The 16,901-nt window shown below is 43.9% G+C and carries 17 protein-coding genes and 2 tRNA genes; 8 read left to right on the top strand and 11 right to left on the bottom strand.

The window, feature by feature from the left end; genetic code table 11:
• Positions 1-45: 45 nt before the first annotated feature.
• Together FTV25_RS00730 and FTV25_RS00725 are read right to left on the bottom strand one after the other, a co-directional pair.
• Positions 46-291, bottom strand: coding sequence for a hypothetical protein (locus FTV25_RS00730; protein WP_180002502.1), 246 nt, complete (start codon positions 289-291; stop codon positions 46-48).
• Between the two features lie 85 nt (positions 292-376).
• Entirely contained in the window at positions 377-1,474 is a 1,098-nt protein-coding gene (locus FTV25_RS00725) for a DNA/RNA non-specific endonuclease (RefSeq protein ID WP_180002501.1), read from the bottom strand.
• Positions 1,475-1,740: 266 nt separating this feature from the next.
• Here FTV25_RS00725 and FTV25_RS00720 point away from each other — a divergent pair, with 266 nt between their 5' ends.
• Entirely contained in the window at positions 1,741-2,298 is a 558-nt protein-coding gene (locus FTV25_RS00720; protein WP_180002500.1) for a hypothetical protein, read from the top strand.
• Positions 2,299-2,365: 67 nt separating this feature from the next.
• Here the strand turns inward: FTV25_RS00720 and FTV25_RS00715 are convergent, their stop codons facing one another.
• Positions 2,366-4,246: a potassium transporter Kup gene (locus FTV25_RS00715; RefSeq protein WP_180002499.1), complete on the bottom strand. Its 1,881-nt coding sequence runs from the start codon at positions 4,244-4,246 to the stop codon at positions 2,366-2,368.
• A 121-nt stretch (positions 4,247-4,367) separates the two neighbouring features.
• Between FTV25_RS00715 and FTV25_RS00710 the strand changes: the two genes are divergently transcribed.
• From FTV25_RS00710 to FTV25_RS00695, 4 genes are all read left to right on the top strand, one after another.
• Positions 4,368-4,458: transfer RNA gene (locus FTV25_RS00710), tRNA-Ser, on the top strand.
• A gap of 205 nt (positions 4,459-4,663) precedes the next feature.
• Complete coding sequence (locus tag FTV25_RS00705) at positions 4,664-4,864, top strand: hypothetical protein (RefSeq protein ID WP_180002498.1); 201 nt, start codon at positions 4,664-4,666, stop codon at positions 4,862-4,864.
• A 438-nt stretch (positions 4,865-5,302) separates the two neighbouring features.
• On the top strand, positions 5,303-5,530 hold the full coding sequence (locus FTV25_RS00700) for a hypothetical protein (protein WP_004781576.1): 228 nt from the start codon (positions 5,303-5,305) through the stop codon (positions 5,528-5,530).
• A gap of 204 nt (positions 5,531-5,734) precedes the next feature.
• Positions 5,735-5,810: transfer RNA gene (locus FTV25_RS00695), tRNA-Thr, on the top strand.
• Between the two features lie 82 nt (positions 5,811-5,892).
• On the opposite strand, the gene FTV25_RS00690 is transcribed toward FTV25_RS00695, so the two are convergent.
• The 3 genes from FTV25_RS00690 to FTV25_RS00680 all read right to left on the bottom strand — a co-directional run bounded on the left by FTV25_RS00690 (position 5,893) and on the right by FTV25_RS00680 (position 9,335).
• On the bottom strand, positions 5,893-6,732 hold the full coding sequence (locus FTV25_RS00690; protein ID WP_180002497.1) for a cyclopropane-fatty-acyl-phospholipid synthase family protein: 840 nt from the start codon (positions 6,730-6,732) through the stop codon (positions 5,893-5,895).
• A gap of 3 nt (positions 6,733-6,735) precedes the next feature.
• On the bottom strand, positions 6,736-8,043 hold the full coding sequence (locus FTV25_RS00685; protein WP_125279600.1) for an FAD-dependent oxidoreductase: 1,308 nt from the start codon (positions 8,041-8,043) through the stop codon (positions 6,736-6,738).
• Positions 8,044-8,456: 413 nt separating this feature from the next.
• On the bottom strand, positions 8,457-9,335 hold the full coding sequence (locus FTV25_RS00680) for a pirin family protein (protein WP_180002496.1): 879 nt from the start codon (positions 9,333-9,335) through the stop codon (positions 8,457-8,459).
• Positions 9,336-9,634: 299 nt separating this feature from the next.
• On the opposite strand from FTV25_RS00680, the gene ycaC reads away from it, so the two are divergent.
• Positions 9,635-10,261 carry an isochorismate family cysteine hydrolase YcaC gene (gene ycaC, locus FTV25_RS00675; RefSeq protein WP_180002495.1) on the top strand — a complete coding sequence of 209 codons (627 nt, stop codon included), beginning with the start codon at positions 9,635-9,637 and terminating at the stop codon, positions 10,259-10,261.
• Positions 10,262-10,401: 140 nt separating this feature from the next.
• On the top strand, positions 10,402-11,325 hold the full coding sequence (locus FTV25_RS00670; RefSeq protein ID WP_180002494.1) for a LysR substrate-binding domain-containing protein: 924 nt from the start codon (positions 10,402-10,404) through the stop codon (positions 11,323-11,325).
• Between the two features lie 83 nt (positions 11,326-11,408).
• Here the strand turns inward: FTV25_RS00670 and ahpC are convergent, their stop codons facing one another.
• A complete protein-coding gene (ahpC, locus tag FTV25_RS00665; RefSeq protein WP_004781568.1) occupies positions 11,409-11,972 on the bottom strand; it encodes an alkyl hydroperoxide reductase subunit C in 564 nt (187 codons plus the stop codon).
• 151 nt (positions 11,973-12,123) lie between these two features.
• Positions 12,124-12,768, bottom strand: a complete 645-nt coding sequence (locus tag FTV25_RS00660) for a TetR/AcrR family transcriptional regulator (RefSeq protein ID WP_180002493.1) — start codon at positions 12,766-12,768, stop codon at positions 12,124-12,126.
• Between the two features lie 139 nt (positions 12,769-12,907).
• Between FTV25_RS00660 and FTV25_RS00655 the strand changes: the two genes are divergently transcribed.
• Positions 12,908-13,372: a hotdog fold domain-containing protein gene (locus FTV25_RS00655; protein ID WP_166136870.1), complete on the top strand. Its 465-nt coding sequence runs from the start codon at positions 12,908-12,910 to the stop codon at positions 13,370-13,372.
• Positions 13,373-13,441: 69 nt separating this feature from the next.
• Here the strand turns inward: FTV25_RS00655 and ssb are convergent, their stop codons facing one another.
• The 3 genes from ssb to FTV25_RS00640 form a co-directional block, all read right to left on the bottom strand.
• Positions 13,442-14,026, bottom strand: coding sequence for a single-stranded DNA-binding protein (ssb, locus tag FTV25_RS00650; RefSeq protein WP_159123705.1), 585 nt, complete (start codon positions 14,024-14,026; stop codon positions 13,442-13,444).
• A gap of 51 nt (positions 14,027-14,077) precedes the next feature.
• Positions 14,078-15,442, bottom strand: coding sequence for an MFS transporter (locus FTV25_RS00645; protein ID WP_159123704.1), 1,365 nt, complete (start codon positions 15,440-15,442; stop codon positions 14,078-14,080).
• A 154-nt stretch (positions 15,443-15,596) separates the two neighbouring features.
• A complete protein-coding gene (locus FTV25_RS00640) occupies positions 15,597-16,688 on the bottom strand; it encodes a DUF475 domain-containing protein (RefSeq protein WP_180002492.1) in 1,092 nt (363 codons plus the stop codon).
• Positions 16,689-16,901 lie beyond the last annotated feature (213 nt).

The following is a 16,901-nucleotide window of genomic DNA, read 5'->3' as shown; positions in this document are numbered from 1 at the left end:
CATCAAAGGAGCTTTTTTCTAGCCAGAATAGTGATTAAGAAATTTCTATAAAAATGGATTTTCAATTTCATCTGCATCATTGCGTTCAATTTTTTCTGGCAGATCCGGTGTTTCTTCAAGTTGCTGCACAATATCATTTAACAGTGCCTGCAAGACTTTGGCTGCCTTGAGACCAGCCTGGTCTTTAGTAATTTGCAGATTGCCATACAGACTGACACGGTCCAGATCATTCTCAACTGTCAGATCATGAATCGCATGCGATTCGGTTCCATTTTCAAATGCTTTAAACATTAATTTCTACTCTGTTTTATTATTTTTACTCACCTGTCTTCAGCATGCTACCTGAAGCCTGCTTTTTACAGCAAGCTCCTTTTCACTATTTCAGCAGCTGCAGGATGTATTGCAGTAAGGCCTCAATCAGCTGTTTAACAATCGTGTCCTGGGTATCATGATCGATCCCGTTCTTATTAACTGATGAGCTGGTATTGCTTGTACTGGCTGAACTTGAGGCTAACGGTTTGAACTCACGCTGCAGTTTTTCTAGATCTTCTTTCGGCACATCTTCAGTACACTGGCTTTCTGCATCCCAATTCGAATAGGCAATTTTCTGGTTGGCCTTCACAGCATTTGCAGTCAACGGCAGATGATAGGTATTGCGTTTCTGTTCTTCAGTTAACTGAGGAAACAGGTTAATGCCAAGCTGCTCTTCCAGATAGCAGACACTGACAATGCGAACCTTGAGCGAATTATCATTAGGTGCATAGTAGGCACCAATGGCACCAGTTTTCGGCATGTAGATCGCTTTATACACGGCAGTTGGTACAATTACACCCTTGCCAATAGTTTTCAGCTTTTTGGCAGCAAAGACCGGCCCGGTCACTACATATACGTCCTGCTTCTGCTTGGTCACAATGGCACGGGTTGCTTCTTCCAGCTCACGCCAAACCTGCTGATTGTTCTTTGGTGCCTGCGGGACCATATTGGCCAGCGAGAAACTATCAGACTGTGCAGCTTTATTTGGCATATCTGCATTTGGCGCCATATGGCCACGGTCATAGCCTGAACCACGATAGTCAGCCAAAGTCGCACGATGAGCAGTACTCAGTCGTGTTTCTTCATGGAAGTTGTCTTCACGTGGAATTTTCTGGCTCAGACGCTTCGGTGTTAATGCCTCCGCCACCCATAGTGGCGTTTTGGATACGCCAGAATACCCCACATTAAAGCCATTGAAACACAGTGAATAACTGTCTTTTTTCAGGCTGTCTTTCATCAGGTAAGGCGGAATATCCCGGTAAAACTGTTCCAGACAGCTCGAATTCGATGTAGAAGGCAAAGAAATCCACTGACTGATTTTCTCCTGGCCAAACGCAATCGCGAAACTCCCGGAAGCGACCATTGCCAGGATCACTTTCACGCTATTTTCATTAAAAAACTGAAAAACTGAATTCTTCGACTTACGCTGCTTCTTTGCCATGCTACACGTGCTTTTAAGATCAAAATCGGGGATTTTGCGAGCTTAACAAGCCATGTATATGAAGTATATCTTACCCTCTTTATTTGCCTAATAATTACACAATCCACCCCTATATTCTTAAATCTTGTAACAAAGTGTCGTTTTTTTAGTGAGCTTTCAGCGCGGTTTTTTAACCTTTAAGTAGCTTTGATTGTGACCTCGTCTTGAGTGTGCAAAGCTATTTGACTACTCAAATTACGTACAATTATTAGCAATGGAGTTAATTTATGAATTCCAAACTATCTAAGTTATTAGGTCTCGGAATATTTACAAGTGTGATCAGTGCCGGCGCATTCGCTGAGCCTCCTGTACAAGCGGGTGAAACACTTGAAAGCTTGTCTAAAGCTAAAATTAGTACCACTGTAAATGGTCAGCAAGCCTCACTGGAAAGCCTGGTGAATTCTGGACAGATCCGTCTGGTAAACCAGCCAATGTCTGCACCCGCTCAGCCAGGCCAACAGCCACAACAATCAATGCCAAATCAGCCAATGCCAACACCAGGCATGCCTGATGCACCTGTTGCACAACCAGAAATGCCGGATACCAATCCAGCTCCAGCCAATCTTGAGTCTGAACCAGCAGCCCCTGCTACAGAACAGGAAATGACTATGGGTGAAGCTGTAGAGCAACCAGCTCTTGAAGAACAGCAAGCTGCTGCACCTGAAGCGGCTGCGATGACTGAGCAAACTGAAATTGCAGTAGAAGCTGAAGCTGATCCTGCGGTAGATGCACCTTTAAACGCCGCCCCTGAAATGCCGGCTGAGACAGAAGCAACAGAACAATAATTTGTTATAAAGCTTTCTAAATTTCTCTCCCCTAAAAAACCAGAGCCTCGCTCTGGTTTTTTTATTTTTACATCTCGATCTGGCTACCCAGTTCAACTACCCGGTTGGTCGGAATCTGGTAGAAGTCGCTGACCGGACTGGTATTACGCTGCATGGAAACAAACAGTTTTTCCCGCCAAGGTGCCATTCCCTCTCCCACCGTATGCATAATCCGTTCCCGGGAGATAAAGAAACTAATCTGCATCAGGTCATATTCAAAGCCCCATTCTGCATACGCATGCTGCAATGCTTCCGGAATATTGGGCTGATCCTTAAACCCGTAATACATTGTCACTCGATAAAAATGCTCACTGAGTTTTTCCAGTTTAATCCGTTCTTCATCGCCTACAAAAGGAATATCTCGGGTAATAACCGTCACTAGAATATTGCGCTCATGTAGCACCTTGTTGTGCTTGATATTGTGCAACATCGCATGCGGCACAATGGTCGGGGTTCCGGTCAGGAAAATCGCTTCACCCGGCACAAACTTGGTGCCTCCCCCAATTGAGATACTCTTAATAAACAGGTCAATTGGTAGCGCATCTTTTTCCAGACGGTTCAAGACCAGTGCACGACCATCTTTCCAGGTCATCAGAATCGTAAATAATGCCGCCCCGAGCAGGATCGGCACCCAGCCACCTGATGCAATTTTTAAAGAAGTTGAGGCTACAAAAACTAGATCCAGCATCAGGAATGGTGTGGCAAATAACACTACTTTCCAGATTGGCCAGCGCCAGAAACCATAAGCCAGAATGCTGATTAAAATGGTACCACACAGCATAGTCATGGTGACTGCGACCCCATAAGCACTCGCTAAGCGGGCACTATTTTCAAAGAGTAAAATCAGAATCACCACGGAAATAAACAGCATCCAGTTAATGAAGGGCAGATAAATCTGACCACGCTCTTCGGCTGATGTGTGCTTTACGCTCAGACGCGGTAAATAGCGCAGTTGAATGGCCTGATTCACCATAGAGAACACCCCGGTAATGACGGCCTGTGAGGCGATCACGGCAGCTGCCGTTGCCAGACCAATCATTGGATATAAGCCCCATTCCGGAAGCAGCATATAGAAAGGATTTTCCAGTGCTTCAGGACGGCGCAGCAATAATGCGCCCTGCCCAGCATAATTCAGTAACAGACAGGGTAAGACAATAATGAACCAGGCCAGACGAATCGGCAGACGACCAAAATGCCCCATATCGGCATAAATGGCTTCACCTCCGGTCATGGTCAGAATCACGGCGCCCATGGTCAAGAAGGCTATAAAAGGCTGATCGACCACAAAATGATAGGCCCAATATGGATTCACCATGGCCAGTACTGTCGGGGTCTGGATAATGCTCCACAAACCAAAACCACCAATTGACAGGAACCAGAGTAAGGTCAGTGGACCAAAAAATTTACCCATGGTTCCGGTACCATGACGTTGCAGTAAAAAGAGTCCCGCAATAATCCCGATTGATAAAGGCTCTAACCATTGATTAAATACAGGTGTGGCAATACTCAGCCCTTCAATCGCAGATAATACGGAAATCGCCGGGGTAATAATTCCGTCACCAAAAAACAGCGATGCCCCAATAAAGCCGAGCGCAATCAGGTAAATTTTCTTGTCATCAGAAATACGTGTGGTTCGCAAATTGAGAGCCAGCAAGGACATGATCCCGCCCTCACCGTTGTTATCGGCACGCATGATAATAGTGACGTATTTGAAGCTCACCGTCAGCATGATGCACCAGAAGATCAAGGACAAAATGCCCAACACCGAAGCTTCACTAATGGCAAGGTGCGACGTCAGGAAACATTGGCGTAGTGCATACAATGGACTGGTTCCAATATCTCCAAAAACAACCCCAAGCGCAGCCAGCGTAATTACCGGGAGAGCTGCTTTCTGTGCAGTGCTTTGCATATATCGTCTTCGTTTTTAACAAGCATTTTTGCGAATCATAGCATTGCGCTCAAAGTTTTTCCGCAAATCAATTGTTTCAAGCTTGGCAGACTGGCTTTTTTTCTATATCATCCACGGCCATGGTGAGGTGTCCGAGTGGCTGAAGGAGCACGCCTGGAAAGTGTGTATACGTTTATAGCGTATCGAGGGTTCGAATCCCTCTCTCACCGCCAAATATCATTATCATGTCGCCACATGATGTCTCAAAAGGTTTAAATCTAAAGGGTTTAAGCCTTTTTTGTTGCCGAAATTATTAGGGAATGGATTAAAAATAAAAGAATAACTATACAAGTTACATAAATGATGCTGGATGGCTATTGAATGACACTGAGGAATATTCGAGCATGATCTTATCTTGGTAAAAAATGATGGATCGCTATGAAAGATGATGAAAAACCCCTAAATTTTAATGATGATAACGAGCCTCTGGATTTCGAAGATGAAGAGTTCACTGACGATAAAAAAGAGGACGAAATGTACAATCCGATCACCAAGGATGGATCAAGTGTAGATCCTGCGGATGATGGTACACGTCATCTTCGTCCTGAAGATGGTGATCCGCTAGAAGTCGAGCCTTAAGCCCTAGCCCAATTTTATATTGGGCTTTTTTTATAGTCTAAAACCTTAAAAGTGAGCATCTTGGACAGATGAATTGAAAAAGGATAATTCATTTTACTGGTTATTTTTGAGATGAGTATTGCTTGCCTTTTCTTTTGATAGATTTAAAGATGTAAGGATATAGGCTGGGATATATTGAAATAAATTCTCTGGATAAAACCATGATATATCCATTTTTATTACTTTCTTAACTTTATGTTCTTCTTTTAGTTTATTTATATGATGGAGACTAAAACTGGCATAAAAATAGCTTAATTTAATTGTCATCATCGCTATGTTATGGTGGAATCAAAACAGGATAAAAGGAGAATAAAAACCAAAAGATAGAAAACGTTATTGCTTGAGTCTTCCTTATTTGGGTTAGAAAAAAGTGGAAACACTGCTATTCGGAGAGTGGACATGAATAACAGCGCAAACTACATGAAACAGATAAAAAATGCCAAACGCGGTGGTTATACCCCGACCATTGCCAAAGACGTCAACAAACATAAGATTCAAAAAGCCCTAAAACTAATTGAACAGTGGAGAAGTCTCGCTCAAGAACTCAAACCTCAAATGCAGTTTGATATGGCCTTTACTTTAGAGGAATGCGCACAAGACCTGGATCGGATACTCAAAAGCAGATAATTCCCTTTTAACTCATTCATAATAGATTTTAAATATCAGACCTTTAGCCTTGCCCATATCACTGATGTGGGCAATTTTATGATTTAAATGTTATGCCTGAGTGAAGATGATTCAATGATCAGTAATAAAAAATTGGTTATAAGATTGAACGGTTATTTTTTGGCTTGCGCCCTTAGGAAAAATCTGTAAAATGCACTCCACAACGCCGGCATAGCTCAGTTGGTAGAGCAACTGACTTGTAATCAGTAGGTCCACAGTTCGAATCCGTGTGCCGGCACCATTTTCTTAGCCTCGCTTTTTAGTGAGGCTTTGATGTTTCTGGGCTTGGTATTTTTATATAGCTGTTCTTTTGCCTTGAATATTCAGATCGCCTGCGCTGTCACCTGTACATATCGCACGATCCCATCCTGATATAACTTTCGACAAAGCTTTGCCGTCATCCGGATTTTAAACTGATCCAGTCTTTTGCCTTTTTGTTTCAATTTCTTTGAATTTAAATTCTGATTTACATAATCAGCAAAACCTGAAAATACCGCTTCGGACAGATCTTCAATCTGAATATTCTTAAATTCAAAATTTTCCAGACAATGATAAAGCTCATTTTCCGACATCAGGTTTTTTAAATCGACATCGGCGGATTTCAGCAGAAACTGATATTTACGCTTTTGCAGCGCATTCAAGCTGTCCCATTTTTCCGACAAGATCAGATGATGAAAGCCAATCCGTGCATTGGCGTTCAATACACTGCGTACCTGATCTAGAAGTTCGGGAACGGAACTATGATAGGCAGCATCCAGACACAGCACCACATCAAAGCGCTGGGAAAAATGCATGTCTTTTAAACGCAGGAAAGAAGCCGGATAGATGGCATTGAGATTAGGTAAATGTTGCTGAATATTCGCCACACAAGCAGGCTGAAGTTCTACACCGGCCAGATATTGCACCTGATAGTGTTGCTGCCAGTGCAACAGGCTGGCACCCTGGCCACAGCCCAGATCCAGCAATTTATCCTTTGAATTTAAACCGACCGTTTCTGCCAAACGGTCGGCCAAAGTTCCACAGGCAGCTACATAATTCTGCTGCCCTGCCCACCAATAACCCAGATTGCTCCAGGGCAACTGTGACTGATCTCCCAGCAACGATGCATCAATTGCATATTTATGTTGAGGAAGACGCTGACGAAGTGCCTGAAACCATTGCATCAATCAATAACCGAGTTGGGGTGCTACCTCGATCTTAGGTTTAAGTCCTTCAAATGGCAACGGTGCCCCCATAATTGCGGCAATTTTCATAGCAGAAGTCACAGCAGATTCCAGAATTGGCAAACCATCCGATGACCACGAACCGCAGTAGAACACTTTACGGTTCATTTCCAGATGACGATGCTGTAATTCCTTATTGAGAGCGATGGTATTGGCATCTACTACCGCACGGGTCAAGGTCACTGATGAAATCACTTTTTTCGGATCAATCTCAGTCACAGGGCGCCAGGTCTGGAATACCGGTGATTTACCCACCAGACTCGGTTCAACCGCATTCAGCCAAACCGTAAATTGCTGACGGGTAAACTTGCGATCCATCATATAGCTGAGTACAGCCCAATCCTTACGCTTTGGTGGCATCACGCTGCTATCGCGGTGAATGACCAATTCACCCTGTTCAAATTTGAATTTCTTTAACAGCTCGATATCACGGCCAAACTGTTCATGATCCAGGAATTCATCAATATGATTGGTTGGTGTCGCCACCACGACGCGATCGAAGGTTTTCGACAGACCCGCTGCATTTTCTACCAGTACTTTGTCGCCCTGCTCTTTCACTGAGACAATTGGTGCACCACTTTCAATGTGAATGCCTTCAATCAGTTTGTCTACCAAAGCCGGAGTACCGCCCTGCATACGTAACAAGGCATCACCATCCGTTAGCTGACGCAGGAAAATCAATAGCGGTTTGGCTGGCCATTCACCAATAGTTTTCGGGTTACAGGTACAGATGGTATACAGCACCGGCATCACCGCACCATGCCAGAACACTTCTTCAATCTCATTGCGATTGATAAATTCTGCCAGGCTGATGTCCTGATTTTTGGATTTAAAGAATTTTGCCAAGGCTGTTTTGAGTTGCAGCAAACCTTTAACCAGACGCCAGCCATATTGCTGGATGCCTTTGCGGTTATTGATAATCGGAATATTACCGATCCGGCTACGTGATGTGGTTAGCCAGGTTTCTACCCGGTCTTCAAACAGCCAGCTACAGGCCATATAGGTACGTACCGGGTAAGTTTTAATGCCCAGATGAGTCGCCAGACTTAAGGTATTTTTCCACAGATAAGGATTCATCACACGTAAAGGTGCGTCAATGAGGCCTCCTTCAAATTCGAGACTATGACTGTCCATGCCGCGACCTTGAAGCGCTTCAAAAATAGTAATGCGATGTCCTGCGTCCTGAAGAATTCTGGCAGTAGCCAGTCCAGCCATGCCACTACCAATTACTGCGATATCCAATCTGATCATCCGTCATTGAAAAACTAAAAGAAATTATGAACCATGCTTTCAGCAAATAGGTTATTAAAATCTTCCAGAATACTTTTTTTTCGTAAGTCTAGGTTAACGCAACTTTACAAATAAATTACATTTTTTGAATAGCAAAAAACGTCTTTATATAGAGTGACTTAAACTCTCGTCATATTTAAATATTTAAAAATAAATCTTTAAAAAACAAATGGCTTAATTAACCGATTTTTTAATCATCGGTTTACAAAGACTGCGAAATACCCTATAATATGCAGCATAAGAAAGAGATAAATTCATAGAGATAAACAAAATGAATTTATCCCAGAAACTCGTAAAAACGACAAGAAATTCCAGCGCATTAGAAAAAAAGCCTCTGCTTGTGCAGAGGCTTCTTTGTTTTAAGACTGACTGTATTATTCGGCCTGTACCGCGATTTCACCAAATTTACCCTGATTAAAATCTTGAAATGCCTGAATAATTTCTTCCTTGGTATTCATCACAAATGGGCCATAGCCTTGAATAGGTTCATTCAGCGGCTCACCGGTCAAGAGCAGAAATTTAGTGTCCTGATAGGCCTGTAGCTGAATTTCAGGATCATCATCGCGCGCAAACATGACAATAGAGCTATCCAGGACTTTTTGACTGCCATTTACCACCAGCTCACCCGCCAGTACAACCAGCAAAGCATTATGTCCGAGAGGTACATGTAACGTAGTTTCATACTCTGCTTTTAGCTCGCCGTCCCAGACATTTACCGGACTAAAGGTATGCGCAGGGCCATAATGACCTCCGAATTCTCCGGCAATCACCCGAATATGTCCTGCACCTTCATTCATTTCAATCCGTGGAATCTCGGCTGCAGTAATGGCCTGATAACGTGGTGCAGTCATTTTGTCTTTGGCTGGCAAGTTGACCCAGAGTTGAACCATTTCAAACAGACCGCCCTTTTGAGCAAAATCTGGGGAATGAAATTCTTCATGCACCACTCCGGCACCCGCTGTCATCCACTGCACATCGCCGGTCTGAATCGTACCGCCACCGCCACTGGAGTCCTGGTGGGTCACTGCACCCTGATAAGCCAAGGTTACAGTTTCAAAACCACGATGCGGATGCGAACCTACACCATGCTGCTCAGTAGTCGATGCAAAATGATACGGCGCTGCATAGTCCAGCAGTAGAAATGGACTAATGGCCTGCCCCAGACGATCATAAGAAAACAGGTTTTTCACCGGGAAGCCGTCACCGACCCAGTGCATGTTTTGATTACGGTAGACACCAATGACTTTTTTCATCTTTTACTCCTATATACAATAGGATGAACATGCAGCCATTGTATGCTTTACAGGCAGTACTCGATACTAGGCTACTGAAATGCAGTATCCCAAATATAAGACAATAGTAGGTTTAAATCATGAAAATTGTCACCAATAAATACAGAATTTTATTTTAATTTTCCCATTATTCTATTTTTGAGATTAACTGTCCCGGAGCTTAGACTTAATTTGTCCTATTTTTATCTCTAACATGCAATCACCGCATGTCGCCATCAGTGGCTGATCTGCTCACCTGATTTCATTAGAGGAAAATAAAAATGGCAAAACCCTATGTGCGTTTAGACAAGGACAATGCAGCTGTATTGCTGGTCGATCATCAAACTGGCCTGCTATCGCTGGTACGTGATATTGACCCGGACAAATTCAAGAACAATGTGCTGGCACTGGCTGCAGCGGCAAAATATTTCAATCTGCCAACGATTCTGACGACCAGTTTTGAACAGGGTCCAAATGGTCCCCTAGTACCTGAATTGAAAGACATGTTCCCGGATGCACCGTACATTGCCCGTCCTGGCCAGATCAATGCCTGGGATAATGAAGACTTTGTCAAAGCAGTAAAAGCTACAGGTAAGAAACAGCTGATTATTGCTGGTGTCGTGACTGAAGTCTGTGTGGCCTTTCCTGCTCTGTCTGCACTGGAAGAAGAATTTGACGTATTCGTGGTGACTGACGCTTCAGGTACCTTTAATCATCTGACCCGTGACTCGGCATGGAATCGTATGTCTCAGGCGGGTGCGCAGTTGATGACCTGGTTTGGCATGGCTTGTGAACTGCACCGTGACTGGCGTAATGATATTGAAGGTCTGGGTACTTTATTCAGCAACCATATCCCAGATTACCGTAACCTGATCAATAGCTATAACCAGAACACAACACAGAAATAATCTGCTACAACTTAAAAAAGCGGCCCATGGGTCGCTTTTTAGTATAAAAATCAAATGAGATTTTGCTAGAAAATATATAGCCCAAGTCAGATTTCCCCTATGATGGATATGGCATAAACACAGGGCGATTGAGGTGAAACGTGCATTCTTTTGATGACTATTATTATTTCTACCTAGTGGTAAAGCATGGTGGTTTTAGTGCAGCCAGTGACGCCTCTGGCATCACCAAGTCCAAACTCAGTCGTCGTATTCTGGAACTGGAAGCACGTTTTAACGTTACCCTGATTCAGCGTTCAACCCGGCATTTTAAAGTGACACCACTTGGTCAAGAATTTTATCAGGAATGTGAAAAGCTGATTCAGCAGGTGGAATGTGCCCATAGTGTCCTACTCAAGCAGAAAAGCGAACCGCAAGGTTTGGTCAAGCTCAGCTGCCCTTCAGTGATGATGCGTTTCCAGATTCGCCAGTTACTGAATGAATTCTTAAAAGCCTATCCGCAAGTACAGGTCGAAATGGAAATCACCAGCCGCCGCGTCGATGTACTGCATGATGATATTGACCTTGCCATCCGCACCAACTTTGAGGCCAATGAAGATTCCAGCATCGTGGTTCGGGATGTGATTAAAACTACGCATTGTCTGGTCGCCAGCCCGGAACTGCTCAAGAGTCAACAGCTACAATATCCAACTGAAATCAATAATTTTCCTACTATCGTTCTCGGCACTCAAAAACAGCATTATCAGTGGCATCTATATCACACGAATAACAAGGAACAAATGGATATTCCACTGGAACCGCGAATCAAAAGTAATGATCTGGCTGGTGTGTATTATTCTGCACTGGATGGCTTGGGCATTGCCGATCTGCCTTATTTAACCGTGGAAGAAGATCTGAAAGTAGGTCGCCTGATTCACATCCTGCCAGAATGGTGTTCCAATATAGGTACTGTCCAACTGGTCTATGTCTCACGCAAAGGCCAGCGTCTGGTCATGGAAAAACTGATTGAACATCTGGTTGAAGGCTTGCGTGCTGCGGCAGAAGGTCATAGAGGTTATACCATTTAAGTTTATTATTTCAATTCCGGTAGACAATAAAAAACCCAGCGCTGAGGGCTGAGTTTTTTCAACTTCGATAACGTGTTATCGAATTAGATTTTACCGACCAGGTCAATTGAAGGAGCAAGAGTCGCTTCACCTTCTTTCCATTTTGCAGGACATACTTCACCTGGGTGAGCGTGTACATATTGAGCCGCTTTTACTTTACGAAGCAGTTCTTGTGCATCACGACCGATACCACCCGCGTTGATTTCAACGATCTGGATTTTACCGTCTGGATCGATCACGAAAGTACCACGATCCGCCAGACCATCAGCTTCAATCAGCACTTCAAAGTTTTTCGCCAAAGTCCAGGTTGGATCGCCGATCATTGGGTACTGGATTTTACCAATTACGTCAGAGGTGTCATGCCAAGCTTTGTGCGTGAAGTGCGTGTCTGTAGATACTGAGTAGATTTCTACACCCAGTTTCTGGAATTCAGTATACTGATCAGCAAGATCGCCTAATTCTGTTGGACAAACAAATGTGAAGTCAGCAGGATAGAAGAATACTACAGACCATTTGCCTTTCATATCTTGCTCAGACACTTCAATAAATTGACCATTGTGGTAAGCAGTTGCGTTGAATGGCTTAACTTCAGTATTGATTAAACTCATAAGTCTATTCCTATCTATTCGTGAAAGTGTGTGTTCATTTGATGTAGTTAAGAATACGCAAAAACCACCGATAGGTAAAACCGTAATTTTTCATAAAAATTATCGGCTTTTCAGATTTATAATTCCTTTTATTTTTATCTTTCTGATTTGTTTAATCGATTTTGACGGTTTTACTTTCTTGAAAATGCTGTATAGATTGCCAGGCCGATTTTGCTAAGGCTGCCGCATAGTATTTAGGGCAGGTTTGAACTCGACCAGATAACCAGCTCCGGCAATAACTTTCAGTGGGTCCAATGATCAGTGACATAAGCAGTTCTAAGGGAACAGCTTGTAATTGCCCGATATCTGCCTGCTGAGCCAGCCATTGCTTTAATTCCTGATTGCGCTGCTGATTCGACTGCTGTAACTCCTTTTTGAAATCACTGCTTTGAACTGTATGATGCGCGGCATAAAGAAAGCGGGCAAAATCAGGATACGCTACGACCCAATCGATATAACTCTGAATCACCGCCTCTATGCCTTGTTCAATACCCTGAACTTGTGACAGAGCCTGCAAACGCTGCTTTGACTGATCTGTGAGCGCTGCAATATACAGTGCTGCAATGATCCCCTCCTTGTTTTTAAAATGATGATAGATCGCCCCGATACTGGTATCGGCCTGATCACGAATCATTTCAATCGTAGTCGCAGCAATGCCTGTACGCAGAAATTCTGTCAATGAGCATTCCAGAATCTGACGTTTGAGTAAAGCTCGTCTTCCCTTAAAAATCCTTTCCAGCAATTCCATGTTTTGCATCTTTAATATTTAAATCCTCTCTATTTTTAAAAGCAGGCTGGCAGCCTGATGTCTGGTTTTTGTCAGATGCGCCAATACAGAATAATATTCTGTATGAGAATATTATTCTGATTAAAAAATAATATACAGGAAGTTATAAATGAGCCAAGCCCTAAAAATCTGGAAAAGCTTAGAAAATAAGCCAGCCGGTAAATATCTTTTTTCTAAATTACTTTGTCTAAAAGCACCTTATTTCGGCAGTATTTCTCCATTGTTTGAAGATTTAAAGCCTGGTTATTGTGCAGTGAGCATTAAGAAACATCGTGCCGTACTGAATCATTTAGGCACTGTACACGCGATTGCCATGTGTAACATGGCTGAACTGGCAGGCGGTACCATGACCGATGCAACCGTTCCAAAGACCCATCGCTGGATTCCTAAAGGCATGCAGGTCGAATATGTCAAAAAAGCTACTACTGACTTGGTTGCGATTGCGACACCCGCCGAGCCTAACTTTATATGGAATGAAGGCAGCGATTATCTGGTCAATGTAGAAATTAAAGATACTACAGAAGAAGTTGTGTTTCGGGCGGTGATCACCATGTGGGTCTCAGTGAAAAAATAGAAGAACCCAGATATGAAAAACCCGCCAAATGGCGGGTTTTGATGATGATTTGCCTTTCTAATGTCGGGATTAGAACGGAAGATCATCATCCAGATCGGCTGCAGGTGCTGCTACTGGAGCAGGTGCAGACTTCGGCGCATAACCACCCTGGTTATTTTGGTTATTGTTGCCATAACCACTGCCCTGATTATTGTTAAAACCGCCTTGCTGAGGCGCTGAGCCATAACCACCTTGTGAATTATTGCTATAACCGCCACCCTGGTTATTGTTATTAAAACGTGGCTGGTTAAACCCGTTATCGCCCTGCTCGCCTTGTGGACGACCAGAATCCAGCATTTGCATTTGCTCACCACGGATTTCCGTTGTGTAGCGTTCTTGACCGCTTTGATCTGTCCATTGACGGGTACGTAATGAACCTTCGATATAAACTTTAGAACCTTTGCGCAGATATTGCTGTGCAATTTCACCTAAACGGTTATGCAGCACAATACGGTGCCATTCGGTTTGCTCTTTACGTTCGCCCGTATTTTTATCAGTCCATGAATCGCTGGTTGCGATAGAGAATTGAGTGAGAGAACCACCATTTGGGAAAGTTTTGGTCTCAGGATCTCGACCTAAAGTACCAACTAAAATGACCTTATTAACACCACGCATCAGACGTACACTTCCTATTTATTTCTATATTTTACTTTATAAGAGTTATGTTTAAATGGCTACCTCTTTACCTAACAAGTGCGTTAATTGTTGTCGCGAAACATCATCAACCTGCTGTTTATCGACCTTGACAAAGGCGACTTGCTGTTCAGACATGACCACAACCTCTTCAATACCACGAATCGCCAAAAGTTGAGAAGTCCATTCATCTGTTTGTTTACTCTCTGGCAGACGAAGCACGAGCGATGAAAGATAGCGTGGTTGAGCCAACCCAAAACTCATGAGCAGCCAAATTATAGCAATTGCCGATAAAATACTCCAACCGAGCGAAGTGTTGTTGAGTAACAACAATTGTCCACCAATGATCCCGCCAAAAAACGCACCCAGGAACTGACTGCTGGCATTCACGCCCATCGCAGTGGCTTTGGATTGAATCGGGGCTGCTTTGGATAGCCAGGAGGGCAGTAAGGCTTCCATGACATTAAAAGCAATAAAGAATAATCCCAATCCACCGATCAGCACATATTTAGACTCAAAACCAAAAATCATGATCAGCAGACCCAGGATAATACCGCCAATCGCTGTCAGGAAAATGCTGCGCATCTTGCGGTATTTTTCTGCCAGTACAATGCTTGGGAAGGCAAAAAACAAGCTCACGACCAGCAGCGGCAGATAGACCCAGCCATGGCTCGATAATGGCAGTTCAGCAACTTCAATCAGTTGCGATGGCACATAAATAAACATCGCTGTAAGTAGCAAATGCAGGGTAAATACTGAAATATGCAGACGGTTCAGGTCTCCCATTTTCAGGACCTGTTTTAGCTGCTCTACATAACCTTGCTGAAAATTTTTATGATGACGAGTGACTTTAGGAACCATCAACAGCATCGCAATCGCAGCCAAGCCCATTACGGTAGTCACCCAGAACAGACCAGAAATGCCGACCAGTCCTGTCACCCACGGCCCCATGGTAAAGGCCACCACAAAGGACAGGCCGATACTCATGCCCATCACCGCCATGGCTTTCATGCGGTTTTCTTCACGGGTCACATCAGCCAATAAGGCCATTACCACTGCTGAAACTGCCCCACCACCGGCAATCGCACGACCAATGATCACGCCATAAATGGTGTCAGACATTGCAGCAATCGCGCCACCTAGAGCGAATAACAACAAGCCTAAAACCACCAGTGGCTTACGGCTATAGCGGTCCGCGATCAGGCTAAACGGAATCTGCAAAATGGCCTGTGTCAGGCCATAAATACCCACCGCCAGACCAATCAGTGCCGGCGTAGCATATTCATATGACTGCCCTGCTACAGAGAATACAGGGATGATCATAAACAACCCCAGCATGCGCAGTGCGAAAATACTGCTCAGGGCAAAGGTCGAGCGACGTTCTAAGGCATTCATCATAAAGTCTGGCGATCGAGTTAGTTAATCTTGATGCGCAGATTATAGGCCATTCCGCTCAAAGGAATGCATGAATTTTATTTGAAATAAAGATGAGGACTATCTGAAAAATAAAAAAGCGTAGCCGGAGCTACGCTTCTGTTCAGCGATCACAGGACTATTTGCCTGCTTTTAATAACTGACGCTTGGTATATTGGATTGAAGCAATGACTGCCCAGATAATGAAAGCCACACCGATTAGACCAGTTACCACTTCAGGGATATGTACACCGGTACTGCTTGCCAGCATGATAAATGCCAGAGCACCAATCGCATAGTGTGCGCCATGTTCCAGATAGATATAGGCATCCAGCGTGCCTTTATCGACCAGATAAATAGTCATGGAACGTACGAACATCGCACCGGTGGCCAGGCCTAACATGATGATTACCACGTCAGACGTAATCGCAAAGGCACCGATCACACCGTCAAAACTGAAAGATGCATCGAGTACTTCCAGATAAAGAAAACCACCAAAGCCGGCTTTTACCACGCCAGTCGGTACACCTTCAGCATCGTGACGAACGGCATTACCCTCTTCGTCTACTTCCGGTTCCCCGCCCAGCATATGGCTTAGGACCTGTACCCCGATATAAATCACGATCCCCCAGATCCCGGCCAGAATAACATCCAGACGTTTTGCTTCTTCGACCTGAAAATCCATGATTAACAAGGCAATCAGGGTAATAAAGACTGACATCGCCGGAACATTCGCCAGATGCGCCAGACGGCGTTCCAGCATTCGAAACCAGTGGGTGTCTTTTTCTTCATCCAGGAAGAAGTTCAGAAATACCAGCATCAGGAAGGCACCACCAAAGGCAGAAATCTCGGCATGATGTGCCATCAGTTTGGCCGAATATTCTTTGGGTGCATTTAAGGCGAGCTGCACCACTTCCATAAAGCCCATATCCGCAGTCACGGCCACAATGACCACCGGGAAAATCAGGCGCATCCCGAAAACTGCAACCAGAATCCCGACCGTCAGGAAAATCATTTTCCAGAAATGATCCCAACCGCGCAGGACGGATGCATTGACAACCGCGTTATCAAACGACAACGACACTTCCATAATCGCCAGAATAGCGGTAATGGTCAGTGCTGTGAACATGGTTTGCAGGCCCGCTTCCGGACCATGGGTAAATCCCCAATAAGCAGACAAACCAAGGCACACGATCGAAAATACGATTGAGAAACCAAAATGTTTCAACATATATATCGACCTTAGATAAATTTCATTAAATGCATTTCTTTAAACGTAGAGAAATACTAAGACTCAAAGTTGTCCCAATTATGAAACTTTTGCCGCCTAAACCAAAGCACTTCCTGAACCATTTTTAGGTATTTTCTGCTTTTCAGATTTGCTGATCTTTTAAACAGATTCATCTTTGCTATAGTGCTGGATGTTTTGACTTCAACTGCTAAG

It is taken from the genome of Acinetobacter sp. YH12249 (genome assembly GCF_013417475.1).
Taxonomy (GTDB): domain Bacteria; phylum Pseudomonadota; class Gammaproteobacteria; order Pseudomonadales; family Moraxellaceae; genus Acinetobacter.
The sequence above is the reverse complement of the archived record's forward strand: the minus strand, read 5'-3'. Positions and strand labels throughout refer to the sequence as shown.

Bases quoted from the DNA above. Each gene is read 5' to 3' on its own strand.
- FTV25_RS00715 (WP_180002499.1), bottom strand. From the start codon at position 4,246: ATGCAAAGCACTGCACAGAAAGCAGCTCTCCCGGTAATTACGCTGGCT.
- FTV25_RS00725 (WP_180002501.1), bottom strand. From the start codon at position 1,474: ATGGCAAAGAAGCAGCGTAAGTCGAAGAATTCAGTTTTTCAGTTTTTT.
- FTV25_RS00680 (WP_180002496.1), bottom strand. From the start codon at position 9,335: ATGAAAAAAGTCATTGGTGTCTACCGTAATCAAAACATGCACTGGGTC.
- ssb (WP_159123705.1), bottom strand. From the start codon at position 14,026: ATGCGTGGTGTTAATAAGGTCATTTTAGTTGGTACTTTAGGTCGAGAT.
- FTV25_RS00655 (WP_166136870.1), top strand. From the start codon at position 12,908: ATGAGCCAAGCCCTAAAAATCTGGAAAAGCTTAGAAAATAAGCCAGCC.
- FTV25_RS00705 (WP_180002498.1), top strand. From the start codon at position 4,664: ATGAAAGATGATGAAAAACCCCTAAATTTTAATGATGATAACGAGCCT.
- FTV25_RS00685 (WP_125279600.1), bottom strand. From the start codon at position 8,043: ATGATCAGATTGGATATCGCAGTAATTGGTAGTGGCATGGCTGGACTG.
- FTV25_RS00730 (WP_180002502.1), bottom strand. From the start codon at position 291: ATGTTTAAAGCATTTGAAAATGGAACCGAATCGCATGCGATTCATGAT.
- FTV25_RS00700 (WP_004781576.1), top strand. From the start codon at position 5,303: ATGAATAACAGCGCAAACTACATGAAACAGATAAAAAATGCCAAACGC.
- ahpC (WP_004781568.1), bottom strand. From the start codon at position 11,972: ATGAGTTTAATCAATACTGAAGTTAAGCCATTCAACGCAACTGCTTAC.
- FTV25_RS00690 (WP_180002497.1), bottom strand. From the start codon at position 6,732: ATGCAATGGTTTCAGGCACTTCGTCAGCGTCTTCCTCAACATAAATAT.
- ycaC (WP_180002495.1), top strand. From the start codon at position 9,635: ATGGCAAAACCCTATGTGCGTTTAGACAAGGACAATGCAGCTGTATTG.
- FTV25_RS00660 (WP_180002493.1), bottom strand. From the start codon at position 12,768: ATGCAAAACATGGAATTGCTGGAAAGGATTTTTAAGGGAAGACGAGCT.
- FTV25_RS00645 (WP_159123704.1), bottom strand. From the start codon at position 15,442: ATGATGAATGCCTTAGAACGTCGCTCGACCTTTGCCCTGAGCAGTATT.
- FTV25_RS00640 (WP_180002492.1), bottom strand. From the start codon at position 16,688: ATGTTGAAACATTTTGGTTTCTCAATCGTATTTTCGATCGTGTGCCTT.
- FTV25_RS00720 (WP_180002500.1), top strand. From the start codon at position 1,741: ATGAATTCCAAACTATCTAAGTTATTAGGTCTCGGAATATTTACAAGT.